Origin of the sequence: Myroides odoratimimus (genome assembly GCF_038039805.1) — a bacterium.
GTDB lineage: Bacteria > Bacteroidota > Bacteroidia > Flavobacteriales > Flavobacteriaceae > Flavobacterium > Flavobacterium odoratimimum_B.
Genome location: NZ_JBBPHK010000017.1, coordinates 62365 through 85463, shown reverse-complemented (window position 1 = coordinate 85463; position 23099 = coordinate 62365). Strand labels below are relative to the sequence as shown.

Genomic DNA, 23099 nt, shown 5'->3' with positions numbered 1-23099 from the left:
CTTTAATTTCTTTCCTAAAGATAAGAGGTATATTCTTTTTATCATACTTATTTTGGATATAATTCTTCTTTTATTCAACTATCTTATAAAAGTAAATATTCTATATTATACTCTTCTAGTAGATAACTTTTTTAAAGAGTTCTGAATTAGTTTTAGTATTTTTGACAACTTATATACAGAGATAAAAAATCTATATGAAAAAACTAATATTGGCAGCAGTATTTCTAAGCTTAGGGAGTTTTGTTTTCAGCGCTTGCGAGAAAGACGATATCTGTGGTGCAGACGAGCCTACTACACCTAACTTTCTAATTGAATTCTACAATTTTGAGGATCAAGGAATCGCTAAGAATGACTTAGTTGAAGCTTTTGTAGCAGGTAGAGAAAAAGATGTTATTAAAAGTAAAGCAAACAAATTATTGATTCCACTTCGACTAGATAATCAGGAGTCTGAATGGATCCTAAAATCAATAAGACGAACTCAGAATCAGACGGACACCCTTTATGATACATTGACATTTAAATATAAGATCAATACGAAGTATCTGAATAAAGCTTGTGGATATGTATCTACATTCTCCTTAAATCAAGATGGTACTTCTCCTATGCTAAATGGAGAATCTCAACAAACGAGTGGTAACTGGATTAAACATTATACAACAGAAACAAATGAAATTCAAGATAGCGAACAAGCACACTTCAAGATTTATTATTAATTGTGGTTTACTACTATTAGCTTTCTCTTCATTTGCACAAGAGAATGATTCTAAAGAAATAAAGAAACCCGCTCCGCTTACTGATGTTGTGGAAGAATCACCTCATTACTATCCACAGAGATACGGACTACGAGTAGGTGTTGATTTGTTTAGAATCACACGTTCATTCTATGACAATACATATCAAGGTTTTGAAGTAGTTGGGGATTATCGCCTTACCAAAAATTGGTATGCAGCAGCAGAAATAGGTCATGATAAAATGGATAGAAACGAAAGTAGTTATGGCTTTACAACCAATGGTAACTACATTCGTATAGGAGGTAATTATAACCTATACGAAAACTGGCTAGATAGAGAAGATATGATCTATGTCGGTTTTAGATATGGTTTTGCGACATTTTCTCAAACTCTTAATTGGTACCAATCTTATACTACAGATCCTTATTTTCCTAAAGAAAGAATAGAAGTAGATCGAAAACAGAGTGGCCTAAGCGCTCATTGGGTAGAGTTTGTAGCAGGTATTAAGACCCGTGTATTTAGTAACGTTTTTATGGGATTCACCATGAGACTAAACGGACTTGTATCACAGACACAACCTGACGATTTTGAAAACCTATATATTCCAGGATATAACAAAAAACACAGTGGTAGTATCGGTGTAGGATTTAATTATACCATCTCTTACTTATTTCCACTGTATAAATCTAAAAAGGATAAGTTTGTGATCCCTACTGAAGAAGAAGCTAAGTTTGACTTAGAGGGGAATGCAATAGAACAAGCTGAAGACTTAAAAATGATTGAAAATAATAAAAAGAAGAAGAAATAAGCTTCTTTTAAAAGGTATATAATAAAGCCCCGATCTTCGTCGGGGCTTTATTTTTTATAGTCTGTTAAATAATTTCGGATAATTAGTCACTAAGCCGTCCACATCTACTTCAATGGTAGATTCAAAATCACTCCACAAGTTTTTATAATGGTATGTGGTCTCAGACAATCTTTCGTAACGCTGCACTACTCTAGTAAAACGCTCCTCTATAGGATTGATATACAGCACTGCAATCTCCTTAGACTCTCCTATCGCTAAGTTAAGTCTATTAATAGGCAATGCATTAGTAAAAGGTGTCACAGAAATATCTATATCTAAACAATCGTGTAGCTCTGGATGCTCTTGTTCATCTATAATCCACTGATTATTTAACTTATACCCATGTATAGTATAGTGCTTATGCCCTACCTTACAAGTGATATCAAAGAATCTAGTCTCCCATCTCTGATCTACTACTACTTGATATTCGGCACCATATACCTGATTATTTTTGTTTCCTACTAATTCACCTTTACTGTGAATCGTTTCCCCTTTATCAATCAGGACACATTTTTCAATCGATAAATTATCGACACCTGTCCAGACTATATTTTTCTCCATACTATTGAAGTTTAATTGCTACTGTACCTATAAAAGTTGGTAAATAATGATCTACTACAAAGCGAGGATGTGGCTGAAATGCCTCTTCATATTCTTTAATTAAAAAACCCGCCTGTAGCTGTCCTCCTATTAAATCTTGAAGGCTATGTCCGAAGACGAAAGCCTCCTCTTTATTTCTTTTTCCTTCTATCTGAACTGGAGTCATATCTGTCAAGTCCGCATAAGGAATCTTATACATCGGCTTCACAATTCCTTCTGTTGCGTACTTAGGATCTCTATCGTGTATAAATATAACTGGATTATAAAAGCTACTGATTAGTCGTCCTCCATTGTCCAACACGCGATAACACTCTCTCCAAATCTTCGTCACATCACTTACATAATGATTAGAAATAGGATGAACAATAATATCAAAACTATTGTCTGCGAACATCTCTAGGTTTGTCATATCCCCTTCTACAGTAGTAAGGTCAAGACCGTCTCTCAGCGCCACTTGCTTATCTTTATTAAGTTGCTCAGTAGATAGGTCTAACACAGTCACTTTACCTCCTATAGCCGCTAAAATAGGTGCTTGCTGTCCTCCAGCTGATGCTAGACATAATACACGCTTCCCTTTTACCTCTCCTAACCATTGTTTATCTATTGGAGTAGGTAATACATATAGTTTCCACTCTCCCTCTTTAGCTTTTGCTACTGTCTCTGCACTTACAGGCATAGACCATTGCTGATTAGCTAAAGCCTGTTTATCCCAAGACTTCTTATTGTGTTCTAAATACTCTTTACTCTTCGTCATAATTTGCTATTATTAAATTAGACCTCCTTGCTTTAAATATTGATCAAACAATATTCCGCATACTTTAGCATCACTAAGAGCATCGTGGTGATTCAATGCAAGATTATACTTCTCAGCCAAAGAAGCTAACCCTTTTTTATACAATCGATAAGTACAATGCTTCTCGTACTCAGGCACAGCTAAGTTATAATACTCTAATGTCTTCTCTAAGACTGGAAAGTCAAAGCCAAAGCCATTATGCGCAACTACATCTTGGAATTGTATAAAGGGTAATATCTTATGCCAAACTTCTTCGAATGTGGGCGCATACTGTGTATCTTCTGGTGTGATACCGTGTACGTCAATAAATTTACTCCAATAAACATTCTGAGGAGGTTGTACAAGAATGTTTAAGGAATCTACTATTAGTCCGTTCTCAAATACAACTAAACCTACTTGGCAAATACTATTGCGCTGTGGTTGAGCAGTTTCGAAATCTATAGCTGTAAATTTATTCATCGAAGTATTGTAATCATAATAGCTAAGGTAGCATATTTTGATGATAAACCATTAATATACTTGCAAAAAACATCACTTTGCTAAGTTTTTTAGCTAACTTTTTAGGTTTGATCTATTAAATTATAATCCACATATAGACATAAAAAAACGACTATAGTGTATATAGTCGTTCTTTATCAAAATATTTATCGTATCTTACTATTATTAAACCATTTACTATGATGAATAAGCACCTTATTACCTATACAATTATATTTAGTATCATTGGTCTAAGTATTTTTTCTATTTACAAAAAGACTCAGAATCAAGCATTTATTAATCAATTTATTTCCACACATAGTGCATCTATAAAAGAGATTAATTATTTTGACTTAGGGCTATATACCTCTCTTAAACTAAGAGATCATCATGGCAACCAAGTAGACTTCTCTTGCTGTTTTGCTGATTTTGAAAAGCTTACACATGCAGCAACAGCACATTTACTTAAAGAATAACTTGAATTACTTTATCTTTTTCTGAATAACTTCTAACCACGTTTTTCTATCATTGACCACAAATACACATCGGTCTGTGGCAGTCTGTACTTCTATTCCATTATTAAGCAACCACATCACTCTACAAGGCTTAATCGTCTTAATATCTTCAAAAGGAATACGCACCGTACTCTTCTGTATATTAAACTTATGAGAGTGAAACACTAAGGTATCTTCTGTCAAACCTAACTTACCTCCTAAGGCCTCTTTCCCTAAGAACATATTAGCTACTCCGTATACTTCTAGCTCTTCTCCTTCTGCTAATGGTATCTGTAGCTTTAGCTCTACTCTCTTTGTCAAGGTCTTAATAGCGTAATACATCAATACAGAAAGTACAATACTATACACCAACCCTTTTAAAAGATAATTCTCCCAACTTTTAATAGCTCCATCGAATAACCAATCAAAAAGAAGCATTATCAACACATATACTGTAAAGAAGAAAGCTAGTATTGTTATCTTATCACTATTACTTATACCTATTGTATCACTTCCTATTTTCATAACTTACTTTTTTTCGAATACTAAAGGTAATGAATATATTAAAGCTTTAACATTAATACCTCAACTAATATCTATAGTAAATATACAATATAAACAAAATTTGTATCCCTACTAAGGCATAAAACATCCATAGACCAGGAAGTAACGCTAAAGGGTTAAAACGAAGTGTTGTCAATTGTTGTAACAAGGTAGAAGGCCCATTACCTAATTTAGCATTTGAAAGGACGTAGTTTGTCGTTTTTCGTTGTACCATACCCGCTACATGATTATCTTCATTAAGTGCTATTAGCTCTCTCTGTATTGCTTCTTTATCAGGTTGGCTTCCAAACAGTGTAGGCTTTTTCTGATGTAGATATTCCATCAACTGAGCCACGTAATTGGTAATAAATACACTTCCTTGCTTCTCCCATAATAAAGAGATTGCCTTCTGAATAGCATATTTATTAGCTACATAGAAATAGGCGATAATCATCACGACTTGTAGAAGAAAAATGATAATCACAGAATAGTTTATATCACTAAAAAAAGCTGTGAAGTTATCCCAAAAGCCTTGTGCTTCACTCCCTTTTCTCAACTGATAGATTTTACTCATCGAATAGAAGAATATCCACAGAGACAAAAATACGCCTACTGCCATCATGCCTATCCATCGAATCAAACATATAAACACGATTCTAAATGACTTAAGGCCTTGTTTTCCTACTGCTACTCCTTTATCTAATACCTTCTTCATTTTTTTATTTAAAAGTACTGAGTATTCCCTAAAAGACAAAAAATAATTAGTGTTGAAACTAAAAAAGGCTACCTGATTACTCAGATAGCCTTTATATGTGGTTATGTGTTCACTCTTAAGTAAGCATTCCACCATCTACATTAATCACTTGACCAGTGATATATGCAGACATATCAGAACCTAAGAATACACAAGTATTTGCGATATCTTCTGGAGTACCTCCACGTTTTAATGGAATAGCATCTCTCCATCCTTTTACTACATCTTCAGGAAGTTTACCAGTCATCTCTGTTTCGATAAATCCAGGAGCAACAACGTTACAACGGATATTACGAGAACCTAACTCTAATGCAATAGATTTAGAGAATCCGATAACTCCTGCTTTAGAAGCAGCATAGTTCGCTTGTCCAGCGTTTCCTTTTACTCCTACTACAGAACTCATATTGATAATAGATCCTTTTCTGTTTTTAAGCATTGTACGTTGTACAGCTTTCGTCATATTAAATACAGACTTCAAGTTCACTTCGATTACTGCATCAAAATCAGCTTCAGACATTCTCATTAATAAGTTGTCTTTAGTAATACCTGCGTTATTAACTAAAATATCAATGTTTCCGAATTCTTTTAAAATCTCTTCTACCAATTGTTCTGCTGCTGTATATTCAGCTGCATTTGATTGATATCCTTTTGCCTTAACACCTAAAGCTGTTAATTCTTGTTCTAATTCTACAGCTGCTTGAGCAGAAGAACTATATGTGAATGCAACACTTGCTCCTTGCTGAGCATATGCTAAAGCTACTCCTCTACCGATACCTCTTGTAGCACCAGTAATGATAGCGATTTTACCTTCTAATAATTTCATGTGTAAATCCAATTTTTGTATTTGAACCGAGGGCAAATATAAACATTTTGTATTTCCTTAAACCTCTTTTAATTGCGTTTGTGTGTTTTTTCTTCCAAAAACCATGTAAATCAGGGTAATAATTAACAAAGCAAAGAAATAATATGAATACTGCATAAGATCTAAGTAGTCTATCTTACCATTAGTGAAACTCAACAAGATTAATATCTGAGCTCCATAAGGTAAAATCCCCTGTACAATACAGGCAAAAATATCCAAGATAGAAGCTACACGTGGTTTGTCTAAGTTATACTCTGTCGTAATGTCTTTAGCTAAATTACCTGCTACTAATATAGACACTGTATTATTGGCTAGACAGACTGCTATAGCAGAGACTAATCCAGCTATACCATACTCAGCACTCTTAGGTGACTTCATGAACTTTTTCATCTTCGTTAATAACCACTGAATACCCCCTTGGTCTTCTACCATTCTCGCTAACCCACCTGTCAACATAGACAACAAGAAGATCTCATTCATTGACAAGAAACCTTCATACGTCAGATTAGCTAACCCTAAGATATCAAAATTGCTCTGAACCAGACCAATAATACCTGCCATTAGAATACTGATAAACAGGGCAACAAATACTTGTACCCCCACTAAAGCTAATACGATAATTAAAATATAAGGTAATACAACCCAGAAGTTACTCGTATCTCCTAATTCTAATGCTACATCAGCACTTGCACTCTTAGAAAAAAACAATATTAGTATCGTCAATAATGCTGCTGGTAGGGCTAGTTTAAAGTTAGCTCTAAACTTGTCTTTCATTTCACAACCTATAGTCTGTGTCGCTGTAATGGTAGTATCTGAGATAATAGATAAATTATCACCAAACATCGCCCCCCCTAATAGAGCTCCACATAACAGTCCCATAGATGTACCTGACTTCTCTGCCAGCCCCACTACGATAGGCCCTAAGGCTACCACTGTACCTACAGAGGTACCGATAGATAAAGATAAGAAACAAGCAATTATAAATATACCTATAGCGAGATAATCAATGGGTACAAGGCTAAGACCGATATTAACCATTGTATCTACTCCTCCTATTACCTTAGTGATGACTGCAAAGGCTCCTGCTAACAGATAAATAATACACATCGTGATGATTTTACTGTCTCCACATCCTTGAATAAGCGAAATCACCTTATCATTCATCGGTGTTTTATAGAATATAAGAAATGCGGATACAATACCCACGAATATAGCGATAGGTGACGGTATTTTATAGAAATCTCCTAATAGGATTCCAGCTCCTAAAAAGATGCCTATAAAAATAAAAAAGGGAATAAAAGTGTAAAACTTGTTCTCTGACATACTGTAAATTAAATAATTGAATGATTACAAATTACTTGCCAGACGTGGTAGAAATAAAACTTACTTGTGAAGTAAACAACATTTTTTCCATTTCTGGCTTATCGATTGCAGCACCTTGCTTGTTGTTGCAGGTTGCTATCCTTCAGAGTTTCTCTCTAAGGAATTCTTGATAATTGAAAAGCAAAGATAGTTTTTTTTAATTCTAAATACAAAAAACACCTTCTTTTTTATATGCTAATAGATTATTTCCTATCGTTTTTATTTCAACAGTAGTTTCTATCTGTTTGTATTTATTTGATTTTTTATAGTCTTTAAACTTCTAAATCTTTAACCTATTTTATTTCAAAATAGAAGATTACTATTTTTTCTTGTTTTTTTATACAAACTACATTATTTCAACCTATTATACAATAAACATTCAGTAAAAGTTATTTATACCCATTCTAAATAAACCTCTATATATTAACTTTACTATCTCAGAACACAATATCAAAAAGAAATATGAAAATTGTAAAAACTCCATTGCTATTACTATTAGCAGTATCTTATTCCTCTATTGCACAGGAAGTCAATATGATGCCAAAAGAACAAAAGAATGAACTGGATGAAATAGTAGTATCAACCACACGATTACCTGAGATCAAAAAAAATACGTCAAGCTCAGTGATCGTTATCACCCAAAAAGAAATAGAGAGCTATGCTCAACTCAACCCTGATATGTCTATTATACTAGGATTAGCAGTTCCATCAATTGGACTGAGCTCTAATACGACCAGTAATAGAAGTCAGACCCTAAGAGGTCGTCAGATATTAGTACTAATAGATGGTGTACCTCAGAGTACTCCTCTGCGTAATACTGATAGAGATTTACGTACCATTAGCCCTTATGGTATCGAACGCATTGAGGTGATAGAAGGTGCGACTTCTCTATATGGAAGTGATGGTGCTGGTGGAATCGTAAACTTCATCACAAAGAAAAGCACCCAAAACAAGATTTTTAGCGGTAGTACTTCTGTAGCCCTTACAGATGCCTTTATCTCTAAAGGTAAAAATACGAATGGTTATAAACTTAATCAACAGTTTAGTGGAAAGTATAAAAGTTTTGATTACTTAATCAATGGAGGACTCATTAAGTCGGGGCGCTCTGTTGATGGTGAAGGAGAGTTTATCTCGCCTCGTTACGGTTTAGGAGAAGTGACAACACAGAACTTATTAGCGAAAGTAGGTTTTGATCTTAATGAGAACAACCGTATTGAGGCAATGTACAACTTCTATAGCGCACTACAAGATACAGACTTAATTGCTAAAGGTGGTAAGTATTTAGATAGTCCTCAAATAGGTGTCATCGGTACAAAAGACCCTGCTGCTGAAAATGAAGGTACAAAGTACAATCACAATGCTTATCTGAAATTCACAAGTAAAGAGATATTGCCTAACACAGATTTAGAAGCTTCTGCTTTTGGTCAAAAGATATATACCTTATTTGATTACAGAACTCATAATCCGAAATCTCCTCGCTGGGAAGAAACAGGAGGTCAAGCAACAATCAAAGCTGAGAAATTAGGTGCCAGAGTGAGTATTCTTTCTAAAATAGACTTCTCTGATAATATCAGAACCAATTATATCGTAGGTGGTGATTTCTTATTTGACAAGACAAGTCAACCTTTAGTAGATGGAAGATTATGGGTTCCTGAGTTAAAAGCGTATAATAGCGCTGCCTATTTACAGACTCGTACAGTATTCTATAACAACTTAACTTTAAAGGCAGGGGTTAGATATGATGATATTAATGTAAAAGTACCTGATTATAAAACCATTCCTTTAAAGAAAGACCAAGAGTGGTTAGCCATCAAAGGGGGGAACTTAGACTATAATAAAGTTTCCTTTAACGCTGCTTTGTCTTATAACATTGTGAATGAATTTAATCCTTATGTATCTTTTTCACAAGGACTTTCTATCTATGACTTAGGCCGTATCCTAAGAGATGCAAAGAGTGATGTAGTTTCTAAGATAGCCACTGACCCAGTGGTGACGAATAACTACGAGGTAGGTTTTAGTAGTAAAATAGCGAACAATTGGAACTTCAGAGCTGCCTACTTCTGGTCTATCGCCAAATTAGGAAGTGATTTACAGGCTGGTGAAGGTGGTTTCTGGCAAGTAGTCCGAAGTCCACAGCGAATTAATGGTATAGAGCTTGCCTTTGATGGTAAACCTATTGACTGGGTTACTGTAGGTGGTAGTTATTCAAGCTATGAAGGAAAGATGAAATCTGATGGAAGTAATAGTTATGATACGTATATGAGCGGTCTTAATATAGCTGCTCCTAAGTTAAGTCTATTTACTACCGTTACTCCTATTAAGAACTTATGGATAAATCTATACTACACGCATACATCTAAACGCAATCGTTTTGAACCTCAACCCAACAAGGCTGGTGTCTTAGCATATAAAGAAGGCGAAGGTAAAGTCTCTCCTATTGATTTGTTTAATTTCCATACAAATTATCAGTATAACAAGAATATACAGTTATCACTTGGTATAGAGAATTTATTTAACAAGACATACTATACTAGTTCATCTATGCTTGTAGCGAGAGACGCAGAATATGCAAGAGGTAATGGAAGATACTACACTTTATCACTGACGTTTAACTATTAAATCTAAAAGATATAAAGTATTATTTCAAACTTTATACCTTTTAATAATTTCTTTTCCTATAACTTGTAAGGATAATGGTACCACTATCCTAATTGAGAATTCTTAGATCAATCATTAATCAATACTAACAAAAAACACTACGATAAATTGATCTTTAAAACTAAAGAAGATGAAATTAAAAGCTTATACTTTGATATCACTTCCTTCTTTGGAAAAGGTTTCTAATAAATCAAATATTACTAATAAAAGCTCCTAAAAGGAGCTTTTATTAGTAAATAACTATACCAACAGAAACAACAGAAATACTTAAAATTCTAAATATCGATTAATTATCATTACTTTTATATCAAAATTACTTATGAAATCATCTAAAAAGAAGCTTGTTTTTATTGTACTGATTGTTCTAATTCCCGTCATCACTTTTGGAATATGGGTAAATTATAGACTAAACTTGTATCAGAAAGACAATAATATGTCCGAAACGCTTTCACCTTTAATTAAAAGCACCTTAGACAGTGATAAAACTTTAAATGATTATCCCTATGAACAAGGAGCTCCTGATTGGCAAAACAACTATTTAGTATTGATGTGTAATAAAAATCTCTACAATATTGAATACAATAGCGTTCTGAATGAGCAACTCAATACTGATAATAATTATCCTGGTGATCAAGTCAAGGGAGTCATTATTCTTGAACCTTTTGAAATAGAACACGGAGAATATGTTCGTAAAAGCAATGTCAAAACTAAAAGAGCAATACAGCGAAACTACGTATTACACTACTTTGATTTTGAAACACAACAGACGATTGTGAGAGATACTTTATATGGTGATGAGCCGAGCTCTTCGATTAGCCAAACAGCTAGTGGAATGTTTGACTATCCTACTGATAAAGAAATCACCTCATCTATAAAAAACATAATTAATCAATAACAAAAACAGCACCTTGAAGGTGCTGTTTTATGTTTTACTTATATTAATACTTCAAGTTCCTCTGAATATCAGCATTCTTATTCAATGCATTTTTATACTCTGTCTTTAATTGACTAACAAGATCTTTAACGCTAAGTACTTTATCAATACCAGCCGTTCCATGCCCCGCAGACCAGATGTCTTTCCATGCTTTTGCATGTTCCCCTGTTAGTTTAGAAAAGTCCTCCTCTTTCTTCTCAGACAAATCAATACCCGCCTTTTCTATACTCGGCTTTAAGAAATTAGCATTCACTCCAGATACTCCATCTGTATACATAATGTCATCAATACCTGAATCCACGATCATCTGTTTATATTCGTCTACTGCTAAGCATTCATTAGTTGCTATAAAACGAGTTCCCATATAAGCCAAGTCTGCTCCCATAGTTTGAGCTGCTAATACATCACTTCCTGTATCTATACTTCCTGCTAACAGCACTGCTCCTTTAAAAAAGCTTTTTACCTCAGCTAATAAAGCAAAAGGACTTGCAGTACCTGCATGACCTCCAGCTCCTGCAGCTACACAGATTAATCCATCTACACCCGCTTCTGCTGCTTTCTCAGCATGTCTTTTCTTCACAATATCATGGAATACTAACCCTCCATAACTATGTACTGCATCTACAAGATCCTTCACCGCTCCAAGTGAAGTAATCACTAAAGGTACTTTATACTTCACACACAATTGTAAATCAGGCATCACACGTGGGTTGGTCTTATTCACGATTAAGTTCACCCCAAATGGAGCAGGCTTAATACCTGTCTCTTTCTCAAAGGCTGCTAATTCTGTTGTTACCTCAACTAACATCTTCTCAAAATCCTCTGAACTTCTTCCATTCAAAGCAGGGAATGTACCTACAATTCCATTTTTACAACACTCGATTACTAGTCTTGTTCCAGAAACGATAAACATCGGGGATACTACAATCGGTAATGTTAGGCTATTTTTAAATTCTTGTATAGTCATATAATAATATATTTAGTTAGATAATAGACACTATAAAGTACTAACGTAAGATAAGTCAAATAATTGATTGTAGAAAAGTAATTTTGCTCTCTCTCCGTAGAATAATATCAATTGTAAGACTTATCACATTTTTTTTAATATTTTACAAATTAGGGCTTAATCCTCTCATAATTCCACTACAATCTGTTAAGTCTACATTTTTTTATTTCTTTTTTAAAAACAACTAACTTATTCTTATTAAACATTTAAGCCTTCTGAGTAGCCGTATTTAATGCTATAACAAGGCACTCCTGCTTATTTAGTTTGAATTCACACACATTTTGTACTACTTTTGAAATGCAAAAAAACAAAACATTACAATGAAAAAATTATTGCTTTCAGCTGCTCTTGTTGTAGCGGTAGCTTTTACTGCTCAAGCACAAAAAGGACCAAAAAACGCATTAGGTTTGCGTTTTGGAGGAAACCACGGTTTAGGTACAGAGATCTCTTACCAAAGAGACTTATCTAAAAACAACCGTTTAGAATTAGATCTTGGTTGGAGAAACAACAACGACTTTGATGCTGTAAAACTTACAGGTATTTATCAATGGGTTTGGAATATTGAAGGAAACTTCGATTGGTATGCTGGTGTAGGAGCTGCAGTAGGTACATGGAACTCTAGCTACTACGAAGGAAAAAGAAAACACTCTGATAGTGGAGCATTCGGACTAATCACAGGTACTGTAGGGGTAGAATACACTTTCCCTGAGTTTCCAATACAAGTAGCCTTAGACTTACGTCCAGAGATCTACTTAAATGACAGTTACCGCGATGGTATCTATGCAGACTTCGGTATTGCAGTACGTTACAAATTCTAATTACTTTTTTTGCACCTGAAAACGATTTAAAATACAAAGCCACCCATGAGGTGGCTTTACTTTTTTTATTGAATAGCTTGGAGAGCTTTAATCATTTGCTCTAGCTTCACTATCTTTTTTGAATTCATCTTTTTATTCCAATACATATTCACTCCGGCCCAAATCCCTAATACAGCATAATATCCTGCTAATACAATATAATACCCTACCGATATTGCAGTATCTACCATGTCTATAAATGGATAAGAGTATATAGCTATCCCAACTATAAAAAGCAAAATATATACATTCATCCATACTTTAGACAATTGTAATTGTTGTTTCTTTTCTTTTGTCAACAATACAATATAATCACTTGTAGTCTGTGTTAATATAGAGCCTGGTATTAAACCATTTAAGCGATAATAACTCGTCATAAACATTGTCATTGCTAAAACACAAATTATACTCCCTAATACTACCCAAATAGATCCATAGAACACTGTTCCTTTTAATAGTACATTAATCCCGATAATCCATCCTATAGAAAACACACCTATTATAGCTAGAGCCCAATTCATCTTTACTTTCTTTAAACGATAGGTATCTATAGACTGATAAACTTCCTTAATATCGCTGTGTTCTACTCTCGGAATAGCCCAAAGCTGTTCTAAATTTACTTGATTACTTTCCATAGTTATTGAGTTTTTGATATAGTTCTTCTTTAATACGATGTACTCTAGTACGCACATTAGCATGTGTAAGTCCTGTCACATCAGCAATCTGTTTTTGATCCACCCCCTCCAGCGTTAAGGAAATAATGATTCTATTCATCTCACTTAATTCACTAATAGCTTGATAGAGTTTTTGAGTATTGGTTTCTTTGTACTCCTCCTCTACACTCTTACTCTGCCTTATCTTGTTTTCATCAGGCATGACTTTTTTACTTCGTTCTATCTGTCTTAAACAGATATTTACAGCGATCCGGTATATCCACGTACCATAGCCTGAATCAGCTCTAAACTTGGGCAACTGATTCCACACATTGACAAAGGTCTCTTGTGCTATATCTTTAGCCCAATCCGCATCATTAACATATCCTAATGCCAATCGATAAATTCGCTGCCAATATTGTTCATAGAGCGACTCAAATAATTCTTTATACTTACTCATGTGTTTTGATTGGCTTTGTAATTTAGATACACAGTATGGAGATATGTTACAAGAGAATGAAATATTAATCTTTCTATAATTGATTCTTTATCAAAAAACCTTCCCTAGTGTAAATTTAGTTCAGATATACAACGATAACAAAAAAAGTGTAAATTTATAATACGATATTAATTAACAACAAGTTAACCAACTATAAACTGGTAATATGGACAATAATAACAAATCAGAAAGGTTAAAGAGAGTTAACTATAAACTTGAGAATTTACTTAGAGAAGTTGACTTGTTTATTGATTATCTAACAGAAGAAGAATCATCTAACATTCCTCAATGGCAACAAAACATTGTACTTGATCGCATAGAGAACTCAACAGAATTCGTAGATGCCTTCGAAATGTTAGCTCAGTTAAAAAATGAATAAAAAAAGCATAGATTACTTATAACCTATGCTTAAAATATTTTAAATCTGATTTCTTCACTTCTAATGAATATACTTTCTCTCTAAGTATATTTAATTGTCTTAAATACTCTGATTCACTCGTTTGTTCTATATATCGAATCAAGTGATCAATTAGGGTTAACGCTTTACCTCTGTACTTTACCACTTCTCCTACAGGATGATATACCTGGCTCTTTAAATAAAGCTCTAGATTAAACTTGACCATTTCCTCCTTCGTGATATTAGGAAAGTCTTCTTCTGCTCTTACTAGTGTACTTAATATATCCTCTACTCTAAAGCGAATACCCCGCTCACATAATACCTTAAGCGCTAAAAACTCTTCTTGCTGTACAAAATATAAAGCTAGAGGTTCATTAAACTCCTCATAGCTATACCAGCCTCCATGAGCACAAGAGATAAGCTCCTTATATCGCTTAGCCTCTTTCCACTGCGCGATTATAATATCTCTTATTTCATCGTGTTTTCTTATTTTCTCCTCTTGTTCTTCTGGCGTAATCTCTAAAGCATTATAATGATATTGGAGACCAAGTTGTTTATAATGCTTCTCTATCTCTTTAGTTAATTTTGTGTAACTCATTATTTAATCAAATAGAATATCCTGTAATTCTATACACAAAAATAAGTTTTAGAATTTATAATTCTAATTTATAGTATATTTTATCTCTATAAAAACTACTCCTCACTTCTTAACTCTCCTATCTCTGTCACTAACTTCGGATAGTGTAACTGTAATTCTCTACCACTATAAGGTTCTCTACTCCAACTAACATCTGCCATGTCATAGTGAACTACATCAGGGTATAACTCGTCTACCGTATCTGTTACGAAACTAGAATCTTCCATTCCATACTTAGCATCATAAGCAGAGTCAGTCACATAGATCAACCCCTCTCCCCAAGTATCCCCAATATCAAATGTGTATTTACCACTTACAAATGCATTAATATCTGATAGTATATCATAGTAGAACTCTTTTCCTCTTAATATTAACCAACAGCGAAAATAGATAAACCCATCAGTAGAAATAGAATCGTCAAAATCGTATTCTCCATCTTCTACTTCAAAACTGTTTTCTAATATAATACTCAACTCTGCTATTTCTACTTTATTCAGTTCATTGATCTTTTTGCGCATAGTCAATTCAAAGAGAATCATCTCCTCTGGTTCTAACTCTGTCAATAAATCTATTAATTCATCGATATGTTCATCGATATCATAATCCTCCCAACTAGTGCTTGTGTCCGCTTTCGTTATCAATTCCCAAAAGAATTGTTCGTTTAAATCTATATTCATATCTACTTGTCCTTACTTCTACTAAGATACAAGTTTATTTGTCTTGTTTTTCTTGATATATCCTAAAAAAATCCCCCTTGACATCACACACTGTCAAGGGGGAAAAATAAATAATCCGACTTATTTAGATTTTATTCTACTCAGAGTTTCTTGAGATATATTTAAGTAAGAAGCAACTATCTTATTGGGTAGTCGCTGTACGATAAGGGGATTTAACTTGAGTAGTTCATTATATCGCTCTGCTGCATCCATGGTAACCATAGCGTGTAATCTATTGGTATTATTGATATAAGCGAATTCTAAATATTGCCTGTAGAACTTCTCCCATTTTGGTACTAATTCTAACAAATTGTAAAAATCAGCGTGGGTAATAGAATACACTTCACTTATCTCTAAAGCTTGTAAATATTCGGATGATGCAGAACTATTAATAAAACTCACTAAGGCTGTAGCAAATTGATTTTCAAAAGCAAAGAATCTCGTAGCATCTTGCCCTGCCTCATTAATATAAAATATACGCAAACACCCTTTACACACAAAGTAAAGCTTCTGAATACTCGCTCCAGCAGATGTAAGCTGCTCTCCCTTTTTAAATTTCTCATAGTGAAAAAAAGAGAGTATCACATCTAGCTCCTGATTATTTAATTCAACTCTATCTTGTATATAATCTATTAGTTGCTTCATTACTCATTATTTTTCTGTAACAAAAGTACGGTAATATACTAAGTCTGCTATACTTAACACCATCATTTTGTGTTCTTTTGCAAACTCTACTACCTCAGGTAATCTAGCCATTGTACCATCGTCATTCATTAATTCGCATAATACCGCTTGAGGAGGTAAACCTGCTAATTTCATTAAATCAATCGCTCCTTCTGTATGTCCATTGCGCTCTAGTACTCCTCCATTTTTTGCTCTTAAAGGAAAGATATGTCCTGGACGTGCTAGATCAGCTGGTTTAGCATTCTTATCACTTGCTGCTCTTACAGTAGTTAATCGGTCTGCAGCAGATAGTCCTGTAGTTACCCCTTCTGCAGCTTCTATAGTTACTGTAAAAGGTGTTTGGAATCTAGAGCTATTTTCTGTCACCATATAAGGAAGCTCTAATTCGTCTGCCTTATCATTAGTCAGACATAGACAGATAACTCCACTACAGTAGCGAATCATCATCGCCATATCCTGTTCTGACATCAGATGTGCTGAGAAGATGATATCTCCTTCATTCTCTCTATCTTGATCGTCTAATAGTAGAACACCTTTACCGCTCTTTAAAAAACTCAATGCTTGATTTACTCTTTCTTGACTGTCCCAACCAAATTGATTTAGGGCATTTTCTAATGTATTCATATATTATTCTTTTATTAATCGCTCTGCGTATTTACGTGCTCGAGGAATAATTAGAAAGGCTGACGCATATGCCACTGGCAACATTACACTCCATGCTTTTAAAAACATAAAAAACCATCCGTCTCCAAAACCATAATTTCTAATTAACCCTACAAAGGCCATTATAAGGGTCATCGGAATAACCACAAATAATGTGTTCACATACTTATAATACTTAGTTTTTATTCTTTTATTTTTTATTTATTGATGAGACAAAGTTCTTCTTCCTACCCTTAAAAAACATTGACGTAAGTCAAAAAATAAAACCAATTAAAAAATCCCAGTACACACTCAAAAAATAAAACCACTGCCTAAACAGTGGTTTTATTACACAACCTATACTTGTGAGAGTCTAAATCACATAATATGTATAATCTTATATCAGGTTGGCGGTATCTTTTTTGAACTATAATTATTAGCTTTTCCGACTTTATCTCTTGAGAGACACTAATAATATGATCTTTTGGTTCAGCAAATATCAACTGTCTACAATCCTAAAACATTGACATAAGTCAATAAAACGACTTTCAAAAAAATAAAGCCACCGCGTACGCAGTGGCTCTATTACACAACCTAATTTTATAAATGTTTTACGTTTAATCTTGATGCAAAGTCTGAGATATTTTTTCTAAATTTAAGCTATTAGCCATAGCAGAAAAGATATCGTAATACGTACTTTTATTCTCATACAAGTCCTCGTGTTTACCATTCTCTACCACTCTTCCCTTTTCCATAACCACGATATCATGCGCATCGATAATCTGAGAGATACTGTGTGAGACGATAATCACTGTTCTGTTTTCCTTAATCGCATCCAGACTTTTCTTGATTTGTTCTGTAGCAATCGCATCTAAACTGGCAGTAGGCTCGTCTAAAAATATAATAGCGGGATCTTTTAAAAACAAACGAGCGATAGCGATACGCTGTTGCTGTCCACCTGAGAGTAAGCGAGCATCAGACTCATACCCCTGAGGCAACTCAGTAATCTGCTCGTGGATATACGCTTTCTGAGCAGCTAATTCCACCTCTTCCATCGTAGCATGCGGATTTCCATAGCGGATATTCTCAGCAATACTCCCTTGAAAGATATGATTCTTTTGCAGTACCAGCCCTATGTGTTTACGCAATTCCTTAGTATCGTATTCTCTTAGATCTACACCATCTAAGAAGATTTGCCCTGATGTAGGTGCATAAAACTTATCCAGTAAGTTAATCACCGTACTCTTACCAGCCCCACTAAGCCCTACTAATGCAGTAGTCTTATTGGGTTCTATTACCATAGACACCTCTTTCAAAGCATTTGTCCCGTTTGGATAGTCAAAAGAGACATTCTTTATCTCTATCTTACCTTTTATTTCTGTAGGCACATAAGTACCTGTGGTTTCTACCTCGTGCTCAGCCTCAATGATTTCAAAGAAACTCTCTGAGTAAATCATGGCATCATTTACATCGTCATAAATACGGTGAAGTTGTCTGATAGGCGCTGTCACGTTATTGAATAACAGAACGTGAAACATAATCGCCCCCACAGTCATATCACCTTTTAATACGAAATAGGCTGTCATCAGAATAATCACCACAAGCCCAAACTGTTCAATGAACCCCTTTACAGCATCAAATACAAAACTCATACGTCTTGTTTGCAATTGATTCTCTGTCATATCATATTGAATTGCTTCATGCTTTTCGGCTTCTAAAGGTTCTCTGACGAACGACTTAATTACCGTAATAGAATTGATTAAAGAGATAATCCCATTGTTTTTATTTTCTCTAAAGCTACGCATTTTTCGTCTAAACCCTTTTAGCTTACTCGCCTGTAACTGACTGACATAAAAGTACAAAGGAATCATAGCAGTACTAACCAGTCCCACATAGACATTAGCAGTATAAATAAACACTAATGCCACAATAGCATTGGCAAAAAGTGGTAATATATCGATAAAGAAATTCTGTATCAGACGAGTAATACTCCCTATCCCTTGGTCAATACGAGTTTGCAATTTTCCACTGTCATTCTCATCAGAGGTATAAAACGCCATGCGATACGTCAATATCTTGGTCACAATCAATTGAGAAATATCTCTTGAGACATAAATACGCAATTTCTCTCCGAAAAACTTCTGCCCAAACTGTATAAAAGCATTGATTATTTCTTTTGCGATTAACACCACACTACTAAACAAAAGCATCTTATATCCCCAAGCCAAGTCTTGTACCCCAGTAACTACCTCATTTAAAGTATCCACCATATGGCGAATAATCAAAGCGTTTACCTGAACGGCAAAAGAGCCCACTGCCGTCAATACTAAAGTTCCTATTATTAACCTTTTATAAGGCATTACAAAAGGTTTTATCTGTTTAAGTATTTTTATCAAATTCATGCTGCAAAGATAGAATTGTTCTAAATAGAAAGTATTGATTTAGGTCAATAAATTCTTAAATTTCCTTAGTGAGATAAAATAGCAGTTCCGTAATTTAATATTTTCTCTATTAAGTTATACCGTAATATTCTAAAATATTTACTAATAAATAGTGATTTTATTTAAAATAATTAAACTAATTTTACCATAAATTTAAATATAATTTTATGAAAAAAATTACTTTATCACTTATTGCTGTATTAGCAATTAGTTTAACTGCAAACGCACAAAAACCAGATGTGAAAATCGGGGCTAAAACTGGTTTAAACGTTTCTAACCTTACTAACTCTGATGGACTATCATCACGTACAAGTATGCATGTAGGTGCAGTAGCAGAGATCTTCATCACAGAAAAATTTTCTGTTCAACCTGAGTTGTTATACTCTGCACAAGGAGCTAAGTCTGATTTCGCAATTGACGGAAATGGCAATTTTGACTTCGGAAAAACGACTTTAAAACTAGACTATATTACAATCCCTGTAATGGCAAAGTATTACATAGTTAAAGGGCTAAACATACAAGCTGGACCACAATTTGCATTTAACGTAAACGCAAAAGTTGATAGTGAGGATGTCAAAGACGAAATAAAAGGATTCGAATTTGGTGTAAACTTTGGTGCTGGTTATGAATTGCCAATGGGTATATTCTTTGATGCTCGCTATAATGTAGGAGTAACTGATTTTGCTAAAAAAATTGATGGTGTACAGCTTAAATCTAAAAATGGTGTATTCCAATTATCTGTAGGGTATAAATTCTAATCCTATTAAAACATAACGATAAAGGTTCTTATCACGTGATAAGAACCTTTATTTTTGTATCTTGTCGATATGTAATGTTCTTCAATATATATTTCTAGCTTTTCTACGTAATGTATTATCAATATTTGATTTATATCATTTTCACTTCCTTTACTTATTACAACTAGTCTTTTTTACTGTTCGCATAATGAACCTAAGTTTAAGACAAAAAACAAGTAAGAATACGCTCAACCCTAATAAAATCAAGGCTCCGAATGGTGTTGCTTTACTCCTCTTGAGGTATTGTTGCTGTATTCTTCCCAAAACAAGGCTTTTTGGAAACAAAACAGCACCAATTATGCTCTAACACTGCATGGACAAAGAGATAGGAAGAAAGTAACTTAAAGAAACGACTGGTATAAGTACGCGAATAGCGATTTTTAAAACACCTGAAGAAATGGTGTTTTTTATTATTAAAAACAAATTACATTTACTTTGTTTTATATCATTTTGACTGAGACAGACACCTCTTAGAGTGCTGATATAAAGAAGAATCTTATACGAAGATACAAAAAAATTAATAATAGTAATAAAGCACTTGCTTTACGCCTTATTTTTCTTTCCCTTTATGATCTGATTAGTAATAGTTGTCAACTGTAGTTAGAAGCTTTACTTTTGTAATACTGAATTAAGTAGATAAAAAATGTTGAATGTTGAACAAGTAAACCTCGCTGCTGATACCTCTTTCCGTATCGTCGATTTAGAAGAAGTGAATTTGACTTCTATCTTTCACTTACATCGACATGATTATTTTGAGGTTATTTGGTTTGAAAATATAGATAATAACACCTTTCACACAGTTGATTTTATCGATCTTAAGATCAATAAGAATGATATCCTTATTCTTACGCCTAACCAGATACACGCATTTAAAAATACAAAATTAAAAGGGTATGTCTTACAATTCTCTAAAGACTATTTTATTGACCTATTAGGAGCTTCACACCCCTACAGTTTCTCGATTCATCACTTTCACTTTAATGCCCAACAAGAAGTGATACTCCCCATTCGTTTATTAATCAAGCTTCTATTAACAGAGTATAACACTACTAATCGAAATGAGTTAATAACCTTATACCTTAAGGCACTGTTAAGGCACCTTAGCGAATTACAAAACAGAAAAACAGTATATGTAGATGAAGCAGAAAAAGAAATTGTAAATAAGGTGTTTAAACTAGTAGATACTAACTATAGACAAAAAAAAGAAATTACTATTCTACACAGATCAACTCAATATCAATCAGCGCTCGCTTAATGCCTTAGTAATGAAACACACAGGAGTGAGTCTGAAACAGTTTATCTATAATCGCACAGCCTTAGAGGCTAAACGAATGCTTTATACCAATAATTTATTAGTTAAAGAAATTGCTTATGAATTAGGGTTTAAAGACATCTCACATTTCAACAAGTTCTTTAGTAAGCAAGTAGGTCAAACACCTCTAGATTTTAGAAAATCTCACCAAAGCCAATTTAGACAATAACTAAGCCCTTTTTGACAATTTTATTGACTGTGCAATTCCTAGTTTTGGGCTCAAAATATTTGGATATAATGAGTTTAAAAAATTTACTTGCCTTATTGCTATTGTCTATTTGCGCCTTTATTACAGTCAGTACAGAGTTTACCCCATTAGGGATTATGTCTACTATGTCTAGCGATCTTCAAGCCCAAGAAAGTCAAATCGGATTCAGTGTTACGATATACGCCTGGGTCGGAACAGCTGTAGCACTTATCACCCCTCTCTTATTTGGTCGTATCAACAGAAAGATATTTCTCACTTTAATACTAATGCTCATCGGTTTTGCCAACTTCATTACAGCTATGAGTGAATCGATTATGACGTTATACATTGCGCGATTTATAGGGGGTTTTGCTAATGGCGCCTTCTTATCATTACTTGCAGTGACAGCATGCCTATTGGTTCAAAACAACATTAGAGCTAAAGCTACTGCCATTGTATTTTTAGGAGTTTCTTTTGCCAGTTCATTCTGTGTACCTATCGTTAATATCCTAAATAATTACTTCCATTGGAGAGAAATCTATACAGGATTAAGCATTGTGGCTATCTGTAGTGCAGCTGGGCTTCTCCTACTAATCCCTGCGATAAAAGAGCCTGTTTCTACAAAAAGCAAGCAACACCTTTTTCATTCCTTTCGCCAGCCTAATATACTGGCTTTGTTAATCATCGCTAGCTGTACTATCACAGCACACTTTACTATCTATTCATTTATACAACCTTGGCTAAGCAATACACTTCACTTAGGCGAAGCGAGTATTTCTATGCTTTTACTCTGTTTTGGACTAGCAGGATTTATTAGTAATATGTTACTTACGAAATATATCGATACATACTTGAGAAACATTATTATGTACGCCATACAGACTATAGCGACAGTCCTACTCCTGTTTATATTATACAACTTCATCTCTTTAGAACTAATACTTTATATTCTCTTTTTTGTTTGGGGAGCTAGTATCTCTAGTCTGATTGTTTGTTTTCAAGCATTCGTAATTCAGTTAGCAACTGATCACGTAGAGAATGCAGTGGCTATATATGTCTCTATTTTTAACACCTCGATAGGTCTAGGCGCGCTATTAGGCAGCTTTTTGATTCAGCACATCGGCATTTATCTTACGATGGGAATCTGCTGTGGTATATTATTTATTGCTTTTATAGCATTCAGAAAAAGATTTATAATGCTCTCTAAAATTTGATT

The 23099-nt window shown here is 34.1% G+C and carries 27 protein-coding genes and 1 riboswitch; of the genes, 11 read left to right on the top strand and 16 right to left on the bottom strand.

What is annotated here, in order from left to right:
- Nucleotides 1-194 precede the first annotated feature (194 nt).
- Both AABL85_RS12965 and AABL85_RS12960 read left to right on the top strand, forming a co-directional pair.
- Nucleotides 195-713: a DUF6452 family protein gene (locus AABL85_RS12965; RefSeq protein ID WP_341310397.1), complete on the top strand. Its 519-nt coding sequence runs from the start codon at nt 195-197 to the stop codon at nt 711-713.
- Nucleotides 667-1539 carry a DUF6048 family protein gene (locus tag AABL85_RS12960; RefSeq protein WP_341310396.1) on the top strand — a complete coding sequence of 291 codons (873 nt, stop codon included), beginning with the start codon at nt 667-669 and terminating at the stop codon, nt 1537-1539. The genes AABL85_RS12965 and AABL85_RS12960 overlap by 47 nt, the downstream gene beginning before the upstream one ends.
- A 54-nt stretch (nt 1540-1593) precedes the next feature.
- Here the strand turns inward: AABL85_RS12960 and AABL85_RS12955 are convergent, their stop codons facing one another.
- The 3 genes from AABL85_RS12955 to AABL85_RS12945 are packed head-to-tail and all read right to left on the bottom strand — an operon-like array spanning nt 1594 to nt 3430.
- On the bottom strand, nt 1594-2139 hold the full coding sequence (locus AABL85_RS12955; RefSeq protein ID WP_341310395.1) for a putative glycolipid-binding domain-containing protein: 546 nt from the start codon (nt 2137-2139) through the stop codon (nt 1594-1596).
- A 1-nt stretch (nt 2140) separates the two neighbouring features.
- Entirely contained in the window at nt 2141-2932 is a 792-nt protein-coding gene (locus AABL85_RS12950) for a class I SAM-dependent methyltransferase (RefSeq protein ID WP_341310394.1), read from the bottom strand.
- A 12-nt stretch (nt 2933-2944) separates the two neighbouring features.
- Nucleotides 2945-3430 (bottom strand): 3'-5' exonuclease, encoded by a 486-nt coding sequence (locus AABL85_RS12945; RefSeq protein WP_341310393.1) that lies wholly within the window; start codon nt 3428-3430, stop codon nt 2945-2947.
- 218 nt (nt 3431-3648) lie between these two features.
- Here AABL85_RS12945 and AABL85_RS12940 point away from each other — a divergent pair, with 218 nt between their 5' ends.
- On the top strand, nt 3649-3924 hold the full coding sequence (locus AABL85_RS12940) for a hypothetical protein (protein WP_230486161.1): 276 nt from the start codon (nt 3649-3651) through the stop codon (nt 3922-3924).
- 6 nt (nt 3925-3930) lie between these two features.
- Here the strand turns inward: AABL85_RS12940 and AABL85_RS12935 are convergent, their stop codons facing one another.
- The 4 genes from AABL85_RS12935 to AABL85_RS12920 all read right to left on the bottom strand — a co-directional run bounded on the left by AABL85_RS12935 (nt 3931) and on the right by AABL85_RS12920 (nt 7433).
- Entirely contained in the window at nt 3931-4467 is a 537-nt protein-coding gene (locus AABL85_RS12935) for a GRAM domain-containing protein (RefSeq protein WP_341310392.1), read from the bottom strand.
- A gap of 64 nt (nt 4468-4531) precedes the next feature.
- Nucleotides 4532-5200: a hypothetical protein gene (locus tag AABL85_RS12930; RefSeq protein ID WP_341310391.1), complete on the bottom strand. Its 669-nt coding sequence runs from the start codon at nt 5198-5200 to the stop codon at nt 4532-4534.
- A gap of 115 nt (nt 5201-5315) precedes the next feature.
- Nucleotides 5316-6062, bottom strand: coding sequence for a 3-oxoacyl-[acyl-carrier-protein] reductase (gene fabG, locus AABL85_RS12925; RefSeq protein WP_006260004.1), 747 nt, complete (start codon nt 6060-6062; stop codon nt 5316-5318).
- Nucleotides 6063-6119: 57 nt separating this feature from the next.
- Nucleotides 6120-7433: a Na+/H+ antiporter NhaC family protein gene (locus AABL85_RS12920; RefSeq protein ID WP_341310406.1), complete on the bottom strand. Its 1314-nt coding sequence runs from the start codon at nt 7431-7433 to the stop codon at nt 6120-6122.
- Between the two features lie 62 nt (nt 7434-7495).
- A riboswitch (SAM-I-IV-variant riboswitch) is annotated at nt 7496-7602 on the bottom strand.
- A 323-nt stretch (nt 7603-7925) separates the two neighbouring features.
- Here AABL85_RS12920 and AABL85_RS12915 point away from each other — a divergent pair.
- Both AABL85_RS12915 and AABL85_RS12910 read left to right on the top strand, forming a co-directional pair.
- The gene (locus AABL85_RS12915; RefSeq protein WP_341310390.1) at nt 7926-10082 is read left to right on the top strand and encodes a TonB-dependent receptor; all 2157 of its coding nucleotides are present in this window, start codon (nt 7926-7928) and stop codon (nt 10080-10082) included.
- Between the two features lie 358 nt (nt 10083-10440).
- Complete coding sequence (locus AABL85_RS12910) at nt 10441-11016, top strand: hypothetical protein (protein WP_341310389.1); 576 nt, start codon at nt 10441-10443, stop codon at nt 11014-11016.
- A 43-nt stretch (nt 11017-11059) separates the two neighbouring features.
- On the opposite strand, the gene AABL85_RS12905 is transcribed toward AABL85_RS12910, so the two are convergent.
- A complete protein-coding gene (locus tag AABL85_RS12905) occupies nt 11060-12022 on the bottom strand; it encodes a nitronate monooxygenase family protein (RefSeq protein WP_341310388.1) in 963 nt (320 codons plus the stop codon).
- A 359-nt stretch (nt 12023-12381) separates the two neighbouring features.
- On the opposite strand from AABL85_RS12905, the gene AABL85_RS12900 reads away from it, so the two are divergent.
- Complete coding sequence (locus tag AABL85_RS12900; RefSeq protein ID WP_006263740.1) at nt 12382-12879, top strand: hypothetical protein; 498 nt, start codon at nt 12382-12384, stop codon at nt 12877-12879.
- Nucleotides 12880-12944: 65 nt separating this feature from the next.
- On the opposite strand, the gene AABL85_RS12895 is transcribed toward AABL85_RS12900, so the two are convergent.
- On the bottom strand, nt 12945-13553 hold the full coding sequence (locus tag AABL85_RS12895) for a hypothetical protein (RefSeq protein WP_341310387.1): 609 nt from the start codon (nt 13551-13553) through the stop codon (nt 12945-12947).
- Nucleotides 13543-14031 carry a sigma-70 family RNA polymerase sigma factor gene (locus tag AABL85_RS12890; RefSeq protein WP_341310386.1) on the bottom strand — a complete coding sequence of 163 codons (489 nt, stop codon included), beginning with the start codon at nt 14029-14031 and terminating at the stop codon, nt 13543-13545. The genes AABL85_RS12895 and AABL85_RS12890 overlap by 11 nt, the downstream gene beginning before the upstream one ends.
- Nucleotides 14032-14236: 205 nt before the next feature.
- Between AABL85_RS12890 and AABL85_RS12885 the strand changes: the two genes are divergently transcribed.
- Nucleotides 14237-14449, top strand: a complete 213-nt coding sequence (locus tag AABL85_RS12885) for a hypothetical protein (RefSeq protein WP_341310385.1) — start codon at nt 14237-14239, stop codon at nt 14447-14449.
- A 16-nt stretch (nt 14450-14465) separates the two neighbouring features.
- On the opposite strand, the gene AABL85_RS12880 is transcribed toward AABL85_RS12885, so the two are convergent.
- The 6 genes from AABL85_RS12880 to AABL85_RS12855 form a co-directional block, all read right to left on the bottom strand.
- Nucleotides 14466-15065: a hypothetical protein gene (locus AABL85_RS12880; protein WP_341310384.1), complete on the bottom strand. Its 600-nt coding sequence runs from the start codon at nt 15063-15065 to the stop codon at nt 14466-14468.
- A gap of 95 nt (nt 15066-15160) precedes the next feature.
- Nucleotides 15161-15781, bottom strand: a complete 621-nt coding sequence (locus AABL85_RS12875; RefSeq protein WP_341310383.1) for a DUF4240 domain-containing protein — start codon at nt 15779-15781, stop codon at nt 15161-15163.
- Nucleotides 15782-15901: 120 nt separating this feature from the next.
- Entirely contained in the window at nt 15902-16465 is a 564-nt protein-coding gene (locus tag AABL85_RS12870; protein ID WP_341310382.1) for a Crp/Fnr family transcriptional regulator, read from the bottom strand.
- A 6-nt stretch (nt 16466-16471) separates the two neighbouring features.
- Nucleotides 16472-17128 carry a 3,4-dihydroxy-2-butanone-4-phosphate synthase gene (gene ribB, locus AABL85_RS12865; RefSeq protein ID WP_286386082.1) on the bottom strand — a complete coding sequence of 219 codons (657 nt, stop codon included), beginning with the start codon at nt 17126-17128 and terminating at the stop codon, nt 16472-16474.
- Between the two features lie 3 nt (nt 17129-17131).
- Entirely contained in the window at nt 17132-17353 is a 222-nt protein-coding gene (locus tag AABL85_RS12860; protein WP_006259990.1) for a DUF2798 domain-containing protein, read from the bottom strand.
- Between the two features lie 410 nt (nt 17354-17763).
- Nucleotides 17764-19548 (bottom strand): ABC transporter ATP-binding protein, encoded by a 1785-nt coding sequence (locus AABL85_RS12855; RefSeq protein ID WP_341310381.1) that lies wholly within the window; start codon nt 19546-19548, stop codon nt 17764-17766.
- Between the two features lie 206 nt (nt 19549-19754).
- On the opposite strand from AABL85_RS12855, the gene AABL85_RS12850 reads away from it, so the two are divergent.
- From AABL85_RS12850 to AABL85_RS12835, 4 genes are all read left to right on the top strand, one after another.
- Nucleotides 19755-20345 (top strand): porin family protein, encoded by a 591-nt coding sequence (locus tag AABL85_RS12850; protein ID WP_341310380.1) that lies wholly within the window; start codon nt 19755-19757, stop codon nt 20343-20345.
- Between the two features lie 682 nt (nt 20346-21027).
- Nucleotides 21028-21639 (top strand): hypothetical protein, encoded by a 612-nt coding sequence (locus tag AABL85_RS12845; RefSeq protein WP_341310379.1) that lies wholly within the window; start codon nt 21028-21030, stop codon nt 21637-21639.
- A 10-nt stretch (nt 21640-21649) separates the two neighbouring features.
- Nucleotides 21650-21865: a helix-turn-helix domain-containing protein gene (locus AABL85_RS12840; RefSeq protein ID WP_341310378.1), complete on the top strand. Its 216-nt coding sequence runs from the start codon at nt 21650-21652 to the stop codon at nt 21863-21865.
- Between the two features lie 68 nt (nt 21866-21933).
- Nucleotides 21934-23097 carry an MFS transporter gene (locus AABL85_RS12835; protein WP_341310377.1) on the top strand — a complete coding sequence of 388 codons (1164 nt, stop codon included), beginning with the start codon at nt 21934-21936 and terminating at the stop codon, nt 23095-23097.
- Nucleotides 23098-23099 lie beyond the last annotated feature (2 nt).